Annotated in this window: 1 protein-coding gene; it reads right to left on the bottom strand. The window is 74.5% G+C overall.

Annotation, left to right across the window (positions count from 1 at the left end; all coding sequences use genetic code 11):
• Nucleotides 1-9 precede the first annotated feature (9 nt).
• Complete coding sequence (locus ABD329_RS34425) at nucleotides 10-9,627, bottom strand: type I polyketide synthase (RefSeq protein ID WP_425574416.1); 9,618 nt, start codon at nucleotides 9,625-9,627, stop codon at nucleotides 10-12.
• Nucleotides 9,628-9,665 lie beyond the last annotated feature (38 nt).

Here is a 9,665-nt window from a genome sequence, read left to right as displayed (position 1 = left end):
CGTCGATCCTCAGATTCCGAGTTCCTTGTCGATGAAGGCGAAGACCTCGTCGGGCGTCGCCTCCTGCAACTTCTCCGTCACGGTGCCGCCGTCGCCGTCGGCCGCCTCGGCATCGGCCGTACGGGGCTCCGCCCACTTCGCCGCGAGGTCCCGCAGCCGGGCCGCGATGTCGTCCCGCGCCGCGCTGTCGGGGTCCAGGACGGACAGCGCGGACTCCAGCGCGTCGAGCTCCGCGACCCCGGGCGCCGCGGCCGTACCGCCGTCGCCCACGATCCGGCCGCACAGGAACTCGGCGAGCGCCGCCGGGGTCGGGTAGTCGAAGACCAGCGTGGCGGGCAGCTTCTGCCCGGTGGCGGCGGTCAGCCGGTTGCGCAGCTCCAGCGCGATGAGCGAGTCGAAGCCCAGCTCCTTGAACGCCCGCCCGGCGCCGACCTCGTCGGTCGAGGGGTGGCCGAGCGCGGCGGCCGCGTTGGTACGCACGACCTCCAGGACGACCAGGGACTGCTCGGCCCGGGAGATCCCGGCCAGCCGCTTGCGCAGCGCGTCCGCCGGGGACCCGTCGGAGGCCGTACCGGGCTCACCGGCCGGGCCGCCGGTCTCCCTCAGCCGCTTGACCTCGGGCAGCTCGCCGATGAGCGGGCTGGGGCGGACCGCGGTGTAACCGTAGGCGAAGCGGTCCCACTGGATGTCGGCGACGGCCACGACCGTGTCCGCGTGGTCCAGGGCCCGCTGGAGCGCCGTGATCGCGGCGTGCGGGGCCATCGCCGGGACGCCGCCCCGGTCCAGCCGCTCGCCGACGGCGCCGTCGGCGGCCAGACCCGTCTCGCCCCAGCGGCCCCAGGCCACCGAGGTGGCGGGCAGGCCCGCCGCGTGGCGCCGCTCGGCCAGCGCGTCGAGATAGGCGTTGGCCGCCGCGTAGTTCCCCTGCCCGGCGTCACCGAGGGTGCCCGCGATACCGGAGAACAGCACGAACGCGGACAGGTCGAGATCGCGGGTCAGCTCGTCCAGATGGCGCGCCGCGTCGGCCTTGGGGCCGAGGACGGTGGCGAACCGCTCCGGGGTGAGCGCGTCCAGGACGCCGTCGTCCAGGACGCCCGCGGCGTGCATGACCGCCGTGAGCGGCCGGTCGGCCGGGATGGCGGCGAGCAGTGTCTCGACGGCCTTGCGGTCGGCCACGTCACACGCGGCGACGGTGACCTCCGCACCCAACTCGGTCAGCTCATCGCGCAGTTCGGCGGCGCCCGGCGCCTCCAGGCCGCGGCGGCTGGTGAGCACCAGGTGCTCGGCCCCGTTGCCCGCCAGCCAGCGCGCCACATGGGCGCCCAGGGCGCCCGTACCGCCGGTGACCAGCGTCGTACCGGACGGCTTCCACGACCGTACGGCGGGCGCGCCGGCCAGCGGGGCGTGGGCGAGCCTGCGGGCGAACACCCCGGCCGCGCGCACCGCGAGCTGGTCCTCGCCGTCGGTCCCGGCGAGCACCCCGGCGAGCCGGGCCAGCGCCCGCTCGTCGGGCGTCCCGGGCAGGTCCACCAGACCGCCCCAGCGCTCCGGGTACTCCAGCGCCGCGGTCCGGCCGAGGCCCCAGACGAGCGCCTGCTCGGGGGATTCCACCCGGTCCGTCCGGCCGACGGTGACCGCGCCCCGGGTGGCGCACCACAGCGGCGCGTCCACCCCGGCGTCGCCGAGGGCCTGGATCAGTACGGCGGTGCCGACCAGCCCGGCGCTGACCCCGTCGGTGCCGGGCGCGGTGCCCGCGTCGAAGGCGAGCAGCGAGAGCACACCCGAGACGGCTCCGGCGTCGGCCAGCTCCTCGCGCACCAGGCGGGTCAGCGACGCGCGGTCCGACTCCACGGCGGCCGGGGTGATCTGCCGCACCTCGGCGCCGCGTTCGGTGAGCATCCGGACCGCGCCCAGCGTCCATTCGTCGATGGCGGCGGACTCGGGCACGGCCAGCAGCCAGGTCCCGGACAGCCGCGGGGCCGGTGCCTCGGTCAGCGAGGTCCAGGTCACGCGGTAGCGCCAGCCGTCCACCGTGGACTGCTCGCGGGCCTGCCTGCGCCAGGACGCCAGGGCGGGCAGGACGGCGCCGAGCGAGGACCGCTCGCCGTCGTCCGCGAACGCGAGGGTGTCGGCCAGCGACTCCAGGTCCTCGCGCTCGACGGCCTCCCAGAAGCGGGCGTCCACGGCGTCGGACGGCGCGCCCGACTCGTCGGCCGGGGTGTCGGCCGCCCGCGGCCAGTAGCTCTGGTGCTGGAAGGCGTAGGTGGGCAGCTCGACGCGGGCCGCGCCGGTCCCCTCGTACACCGCCCTCCAGTCGACGCCGACGCCGCGCGTCCACGCCTCGCCCAGCGAGGTGTAGAAGCGGTCCAGACCGCCCTCGTCACGGCGCAGCGACCCGATCGCGGCGGCCTCACGGCCCGCGTCCTCGGCGGTCTCCTGCACACCCATCGTCAGCACGGGGTGCGCGCTGGACTCGATGAACACCCCGAAGCCCTCGTCCAGCAGCCGCCGGACGGCGCCCTCCAGCTCGACGGTGCGACGGAGGTTGGTGAACCAGTACTCGGCGTCCAGCTCGGAACCGTCGATCCACTCCCCCGTCACGGTGGAGAGGAACGGCACCTCGGCCGCCTTGGGCTCCACCGGCGCGAGCAGTTCCAGGAGCTCCTCGCGGAGCAGTTCGACCTGCGCGGAGTGCGAGGCGTAGTCCACCGGCACCCGGCGGGCCCGCACCTCGTCCGCCTCACACGCGGCGACCAGCTCATCGAGGGCCTCGGGCTCACCGGAGACGACCACCGACGAAGGCCCGTTGACGGCCGCCACCGAGATCCGCTCCTCGCCCCACGGCGCGATCCGCTCCCGTACGTCCGCCACCGGCAGCGCCACCGACACCATGCCGCCCTTGCCCGCCAGCACCCGGCCGATCGCCTGGCTGCGCAACGCCACCACACGCGCCGCGTCCTTCAGCGACAGGGCTCCGGCCACGCACGCGGCGGCGATCTCACCCTGCGAGTGGCCGACCACGGCCGACGGCCGCACACCCAGCGAACGCCACAGCTCCGCGAGCGAAACCATCACGGAGAACAACACCGGCTGAACAACGTCCACCCGCTCCAGCGACGGTGCGCCCTCCGCCTCGCGCAGCACATCCACCAACGACCAGTCGGTGAACTCTGCGAGCGCGGCGGCACACTCATCAATACGGGCAGCGAACACCGGTGAAGCATCCAACAGCGCCACGGCCATGCCTACCCATTGTGACCCCTGTCCTGGGAACACGAATGCGGCCTTGCCCCCGATTGAGGCCCCCTGCACCAGGTTCGGCAGGACCTGCCCCCTAGCGAGGGCGTCCAAACCCCGGACGAAATCGTCCCGGTCCGTGCCCACCAGCACCGCGCGCCGGTCGAAGGCGGCGCGGGTGGTGGCCAGCGAGTGGCCGATGTCCAGCGGGCGCGCGGCCGGGTCGGCATCGAGGTGGGCCAGCAGCTTGGCGGCCTGGTCGCGCAGCGCCGCCTCGCTCTTGCCGGACACCGTCCACGGCAGCGCGCCGAGCGGCCGGGTCACCGGCTCGGCCTCGTCCGGCTCCTCGGCGGGTGCCTGCTCGATGATGGCGTGCGCGTTGGTGCCGCTGAAGCCGAACGAGGATACGGCGGCCCGGCGCGGACGGCCGGTCTCCGGCCACTCCCGCGCCCGGGTCAGCAGCTCGATGTCGCCCGCCGACCAGTCCACGTGCGGGGTGGGCTCGACGATGTGCAGCGACTCCGGCAGCACGCCGTGGCGCAGCGCGAGCACGAGCTTCATCACACCCGCGACACCGGCGGCCGCCTGGGCGTGGCCGATGTTGGACTTGATGGAGCCGAGCAGCAGGGGCTGGCCGTCGGGCCGCTCCTGGCCGTAGGTGGCCACCAGCGCCTGCGCCTCGATCGGGTCGCCCAGCGTCGTACCGGTGCCGTGTGCCTCCACGACGTCCACCTCGGCCGGAGACAGCCGGGCGTTGGCGAGGGCCTGCCGGATGACGCGCTGCTGGGACGGGCCGTTGGGCGCGGTGAGGCCGTTGGAGGCGCCGTCCTGGTTGATCGCCGAGCCCCGGACGACGGCCAGCACCGGGTGGCCGTTGCGGCGGGCGTCCGACAGCCGCTCGACCAGCAACATGCCCACGCCCTCGGCCGGGCTGAAGCCGTCCGCGTCCGAGGAGAACGCCTTGCTGCGGCCGTCCGAGGACAGTCCGCGCTGGCGGCTGAACTCGATGAACGTGCCCGGAGTGGCCATCACGGTCACCCCGCCCGCGAGCGCGATCGAGCACTCGCCCTGGCGCAGCGACTGGACGGCCAGGTGCAGCGCCACCAGCGACGCCGAGCACGCGGTGTCCACGGTGACCGCCGGGCCCTCCAGGCCGAAGGTGTACGAGAGGCGGCCGGAGACGACGCTCGCGGCGCTGCCGGTGGCGAGGTGGCCCTCGTAGCCCTCGGTGTTGTCGCGCATGACGATGGAGTAGTCGGAGCCGTTGGTGCCGACGAAGACACCGGACGGGCTGCCGTGCAGCGTGGCCGGGTCGATGCCCGCGCGCTCGAACGCCTCCCAGGACGTCTCCAGCAGCAGCCGCTGCTGCGGGTCCATCGCCATGGCCTCGCGCGGCGAGATCCCGAAGAAGGTGGGGTCGAAGTCGGCGGCCCCGGTGAGGAATCCGCCCTCGCGGGTGTAGCTGGTGCCCTGCGCGTCCGGGTCCGGGTTGTACAGCGCCTCGATGTCCCAGCCGCGGTCGCCCGGGAACTCCGACAGCGCGTCGCCACCGGAGGCGAGCAGCTGCCACAGCTCCTCGGGGGTGCGCACGCCGCCCGGGAAGCGGCAGCTCATGGAGACGATGGCGATCGGCTCGTCGTCGGCGAGCGCCGACGCGGTCGGCAGCGCGGCCACGGCGGCCCGCTGCCCGCCCGCGAGCTCGGTGCGCAGATGGCGCGCGAGCACGGTGGGCGTGGGGTAGTCGAAGATCAGGGTCGGCGGCAGCTTCAGCCCGCTGGCGGCGCTGAGCCGGTTGCGCAGCTCGACGGCGGTCAGCGAGTCGAAGCCCAGCTCCTTGAAGGCCCGGCCCGCCTCGACGTCGTCGGCGCCCGCGTAGCCCAGGACGGCCGCGACGGCGGTGCGCACCAGTTCCAGCACCAGCCGCTCCCGCTCGGCCTCCGGCACCCCGGCGAGCTGCTGGGCGAGAGCGACCGCGCCCGCGCCGTCCGCCTCGGCGTCCCCGGCCATGTCCTGGATGACGTCCCGCGCCTCGGGCAGGTCGTGCAGCAGCGGACGGGAGCGGCCGGAGGTGAAGGCGAGGACGAAACGCTTCCACTCCATGTCGACGACGGTCAGCACCGACTCGTCGCGGTCCAGCGCGTGCTGGAGCGCGGTGACGGCCGACCGTGGCGCCATCTCGATGACGCCGTGGCGGCGCATCCGGTCGCCCACGCCGCCCTCGGCCATTCCGCCCTCGCCCCACGGGCCCCAGGCCAGCGAGGTGGCGGGCAGCCCCTGGGCGCGCCGGTGCTCGGCGAAGGCGTCCAGGAAGGCGTTGCCCGGGGCGTAGTTGCCCTGGCCGGGCGCGCCGAAGGTGGCCGCGAAGGAGGAGAACAGCACGAACGCGCTCAGGTCCAGCTCGCGGGTGAGCTCGTGCAGATGGCGGGTGGCGTCCACCTTGACCTTCAGCACCCGGTCCACCTGGTCCGGGGTCAGTCCCTCGATGACCCCGTCGTCCAGCACGGCGGCGGTGTGGACGACGGCGGTCAGCGGGAGTTCGGCCGGGATGTCCGCGAGCAGCGCCTCGACCTGGGCGCGGTCGGCCACGTCGCATGCGGCGATGGTGACCCTGGCGCCGAGCTCGGTCAGTTCGGACCGCAGATCCGCCGCGCCCGGGGCGTCCAGGCCACGGCGGCTGGTGAGCACCAGGTGCTCGGCCCCGTTGCCCGCCAGCCAGCGCGCCACATGGGCGCCCAGGGCGCCCGTACCGCCGGTGACCAGCGTCGTACCGGACGGCTTCCAGGCCCGTACGGCGGGCGTGGCGGCCAGCGGGGCGCGCACCAGACGGCGTACGAGCGGCCCGGTGGCGCGGATCGCGACCTGGTCCTCCTCGTCGGCCCCGGCGAGCACGGTCACCAGCCGGGCCAGCGCCCGCTCGTCGGGCGCCCCGGGCAGGTCCACCAGACCGCCCCAGCGCTCGCCGTGCTCCAGCGCGGCCACCCGGCCCAGGCCCCAGACCAGCGCCTGCTCCGGGGAGTCCAGCGGGTCCGTGCGGCCCACGGAGACCGCGCCACGGGTGGCGGACCACAGCGGCGCGCCGATCTCCGCGTCGCCGAGGGCCTGCACCAGCGCGAGCTGCGCCGCCACTCCGGCCGGGACGGAGGGGTGGCGGGGGTGCGGACGCCCGTCGAGGGCCAGCAGCGACAGCACTCCGGTGAACGGGATGCCGGCGGTCTCCGCGAGCGCGGCGCGCAGCCGCCCGGTCAGCTCGTCGCGGCCGTCGGTGGCGGTGTCCACGGCGATGCGCGTCACGTCGGCGCCGCGTTCGGCGAGCACCCCGGCCACGGCGTCGGTCCAGGTGTCCTCGGTGGCCGGGGCGATCACGAGCCAGGCGCCGGTCAGCCGCGCGGACTGCCCGTCGGCGAGCGGCTTCCACGTCACGCGGTAACGCCAGCCGTCCACCGTGGACTGCTCACGGGCCTGCCTGCGCCACGACGCCAGGGCGGGCAGCAGCGCGCTGACCCGCTCGTCGCCGTCGACGTCCAGCTCGGCCGCGAGCGTCTGCCAGTCCTCGCGCTCGACGGCCTCCCAGAAGCGGGCCTCGACGGGGTCGGCGGCGATGGCGGCGGCAGCGGCGGGGCTGCCCGCCTCGAGCCAGTAGTGCTGGTGCTGGAAGGCGTACGTGGGCAGCTCGACGCGGGCCGCGCCGGTACCGTCGAACACCCCGGCCCAGTCCACGGCGACGCCCCGCGTCCACGCCTCGCCGACGGAGGCCCAGAAGCGGTCCAGGCCGCCCTCGTCACGGCGCAGCGACCCGATCGCGGCGGCCTCACGGCCCGCGTCCTCGGCCGTCTCCTGCACGCCCATGGTGAGGACCGGGTGCGCGCTGGACTCGATGAACGTACCGAAGCCCTCATCGAGCAGTCGGCGAACGGCGCCTTCCAGCTCGACGGTGCGCCGGAGGTTGGTGAACCAGTACTCGGCGTCCAGCTCCGGACCCTCGACCCACTCCCCCGTCACGGTGGAGAGGAACGGCACCTCGGCGGCCCTGGGCCGCACGGGCGCGAGCAGTTCGAGCAGCTCCTCGCGGAGGAGTTCGACCTGGGCCGAGTGCGAGGCGTAGTCCACCGGCACTCGACGGGCCCGCACCTCATCGGCCTCGCAGGACGCCAGCAGCTCCTCCAGCGCGGTCGGCTCGCCGGAGACGACCACCGACGAGGGCCCGTTGACGGCGGCGACGGAGATCCGCTCCTCGCCCCACGGCGCGATCCGCTCCCGTACGTCCGCCACCGGGAGCACCACCGACACCATGCCGCCCTTGCCCGCCAGCACCCGGCCGATCGCCTGACTGCGCAACGCCACCACACGCGCCGCGTCCTTCAGCGACAGGATTCCGGCCACGCACGCGGCGGCGATCTCGCCCTGCGAGTGGCCGACCACGGCAGCCGGGACGACACCCAGCGAACGCCACAGCTCCGCGAGCGACACCATCACCGCGAACAGCACCGGCTGGACCACATCCACCCGCTCCAACGACGGCGCGCCCTCGGCACCCCGCAACACATCCACCAGCGACCAGTCGGTGAACTCCGCGAGCGCCGCGGCGCACTCCTCGATCCGCGCGGCGAAGACGGGCGAGGCGTCCATCAGCCCCACCGCCATACCGGCCCACTGCGACCCCTGCCCCGGGAACACGAACGCCGTGCGGCCGCCGACGACGGAGCCCTGTGCGACGCCCGCCGCCATACCGCCCTCGGCCAGGGCGGTGAGCCCGGCCAGCAGTTCGTCACGGTCGTGGCCGCGCACCACGGCGCGGTGGTCGAGCTGGGCCCGGGTGGTGGTCAGCGAGAGGGCCACGTCCACCGGGTTCAGGGACGGGTCGGCCTCGAGGTGCGCCAGCAGCCGCTCGGCCTGGGCGCGCAGCCCCGCCGCGCTCTTGCCCGACACCGCCCACGGCAGGACGTCCAGCCGCTTCGTCGGGGCCGCCGGTGCCTCGGTGGCCTTCTCGGTCTCCTCGGCCTCCTCGGCAGGGGCCTGCTCCAGGATGGTGTGGGCGTTGGTGCCGCTGAAGCCGAACGAGGACACGGCGGCGCGGCGCGGACGGCCGGTCTCCGGCCAGGGGGTGGTGTCGGCGAGCAGCGACACCGCGCCCGCCGACCAGTCCACATGCGGGGTCGGCTCGTCGATGTGCAGCGTCTTGGGCAGCACGCCATGGCGGATGGCCATGACCATCTTGATGATCCCGGCGACACCGGCGGCGGCCTGGGTGTGCCCGATGTTGGACTTGATGGAGCCGAGCAGCAGCGGCTGGTCCTGGGTGTGCTCCTGGCCGTAGGTGGCGAGCAGCGCCTGCGCCTCGATCGGGTCGCCCAGCGTCGTACCGGTGCCGTGTGCCTCGACGGCGTCCACATCGGCGGCGGAGAGACGGCCGTTGGTGAGCGCCTGGTGGATGACGCGCTGCTGGGACGGGCCGTTGGGCGCCGTCAGGCCGTTGGACGCGCCGTCCTGGTTGATCGCCGAGCCACGCACGATCGCGAGGACCGGGTGGCCGTGGCGGCGGGCGTCCGACAGCCGCTCGACCAGCAGCATGCCCACGCCCTCGCCCCAGCCGGTGCCGTCCGCGGCGGCGGCGAAGGGCTTGCAGCGGCCGTCGGCGGCGAGTCCGCGCTGCCGGCTGAACTCGGTGAACGTCGAGGGCGTGGCCATCACGGTGACACCGCCCGCGAGCGCCAGCGAGCACTCGCCGTTGCGCAGCGCCTGCACCGCCATGTGCAAGGTGACCAGCGAGGACGAGCACGCCGTGTCGACCGTGACCGCCGGGCCCTCCAGACCGAAGGTGTACGACACCCGTCCGGAGGCTATGGATCCGGAGCTGCCGGTGCCCAGGAAGCCCTCGACGCCCTCGGGCACGGAGTCCAGCCGCGAGGTGTAGTCGTGGTACATCACGCCCGCGAACACACCGGTCCGGCTGGAGCGCAGCCCGGTCGGGTCGATCCCGGCCCGCTCGAACGCCTCCCAGGAGGTCTCCAGCAGCAGCCGCTGCTGCGGGTCCATCGCCATGGCCTCGCGCGGCGAGATCCCGAAGACCGCCGGGTCGAAGCCGCCCGCGTCGTAGAGGAACCCGCCCTCGTTCACATAGCTGGCGCCCGCCTGGTCGGGGTCGGCGTCGTAGAGCGACTCGACGTCCCAGCCGCGGTCGGTCGGGAAGCCCGAGATCGCGTCCTCGCCGTCCAGGACGAGCCGCCACAGCTCCTCGGGGGTGCGCACACCACCCGGGTAGCGGCAGCTCATCGCGACGATCGCGATGGGCTCCTGGTGCCGCTCCTCGACCTCGCGGAGCTGTCGGCGGGCCTGACGCAGATCGGCGGTGGCCCGCTTGAGGTAGTCCCGGAGCTTGTCCTCGTTATTCACCATTGCGTCGGCTCCTTGCGAAGAGGGAGGTGGTGCTC

Origin of the sequence: Streptomyces javensis, from assembly GCF_039525925.1 — a bacterium.
In the GTDB taxonomy this organism is placed as follows: domain Bacteria; phylum Actinomycetota; class Actinomycetes; order Streptomycetales; family Streptomycetaceae; genus Streptomyces; species Streptomyces asiaticus.
Note: the sequence above shows the minus strand (reverse complement) of the source record. Positions and strands in the feature narration are given on the sequence as shown.